Here is a 1168-nt window from a genome sequence, read left to right as displayed (position 1 = left end):
CCGGATGCCGCCTGCTCGCCGGAGCGGCTGTTCTGTCTGGTCCACGGCCGCAATGGCCGCTCATCGGACCATGTGGTGCCGGGCTGGCCGTACTCGTTCGTCGCCGCGCTTACCCCGGACCGGACCTCGTGGACACAGGTCCTGGACACAGTCCGCCTCGGACCCGCCGACGACACGGCGGTGGTGACCGCCCGCCAGCTGCGGGCCGTGGTCGAGTGCTTGATCAGGGCCGGGCAGTGGCGGGCGGGTGACAAGAAGATCCTGATCGTGATGGACGCCGGCTACGACCCGATGCGCCTGGCACACGTACTGTCCGATCTGCCCGTCGAGGTGGCCGGACGCCTGCGCTCGGACCGGGTCCTGCGGCTCGCGAAGCCGGCCTACGTCTACGACCCCAAAGGCGGCCGGCCGCCGAAGCACGGGCCCCGGTTCAAGCTTACCGACCCCGCCACCTGGCCCGAGCCCACCGTGCTGACCAGGAACGACACTGCACGCTACGGCAAGGCCGAGACCCAGGCATGGGACCGAGTCCACCCCTTGCTGACCCACCGCTCCGCGTGGATCGACGACAACGGGGAACTTCCCCTGGTCGAGGGCACCCTGCTCCGGCTGAAGGTCGACCACCTCCCCGGCGACCGCGACGCGCCACCCATCTGGCTGTGGTCCTCCGCCATCGGCGCCGACGCCGAGCACGTCGACTTCGTGTGGTCGTGCTACCTGCGGCGCTTCGACCTGGAGCACACGTTCCGCCTGTTCAAGCAGACCCTCGGCTGGACCAGACCGCGGCTGCGGAGCCCGGAGGCGGCGGACCGGTGGACCTGGCTGATCATCGCGGCGCACACCCAGCTCCGCCTCGCGCTCCCACTCGCCGTGGACCAGCGCAAGCCCTGGGAGAAGACCAGCCGGCCCGGCACCACGCTCACCCCGACCCGCGTCCGCCGCGGGTTCAGGAACATCCGACTGCACCTCGGCAGTCCGGCCCGTGCGCCCAAACCGTCCAGGCCAGGCCCCGGACGGCCCCCAGGTATCCCGAACCGCCACCGGCCGACCCGCCATGACGTGGGCAAAACCGTCAAGCGACCCGAGACGCTGATCGAACGCGACCGGAACAGACCACAGCGACCACAGCCTCAATACAGAGAGTGACCACCCGATGTAAAGGAACAAG

Annotated in this window: 1 protein-coding gene; it reads left to right on the top strand. The window is 70.0% G+C overall.

Annotated elements, in window-relative coordinates:
- The coding region (locus ACH427_RS32330) for a transposase (RefSeq protein WP_398875397.1) at window positions 1-1146 on the top strand (1146 nt) is incomplete at its 5' end.
- Between the last annotated feature and the right edge of the window lie 22 nt (window positions 1147-1168).

Source organism: Streptomyces sp. NPDC020379 (assembly GCF_044387105.1).
Classification (GTDB): Bacteria; Actinomycetota; Actinomycetes; order Streptomycetales; family Streptomycetaceae; genus Streptomyces.
The sequence above is the reverse complement of the archived record's forward strand: the minus strand, read 5'-3'. Positions and strand labels throughout refer to the sequence as shown.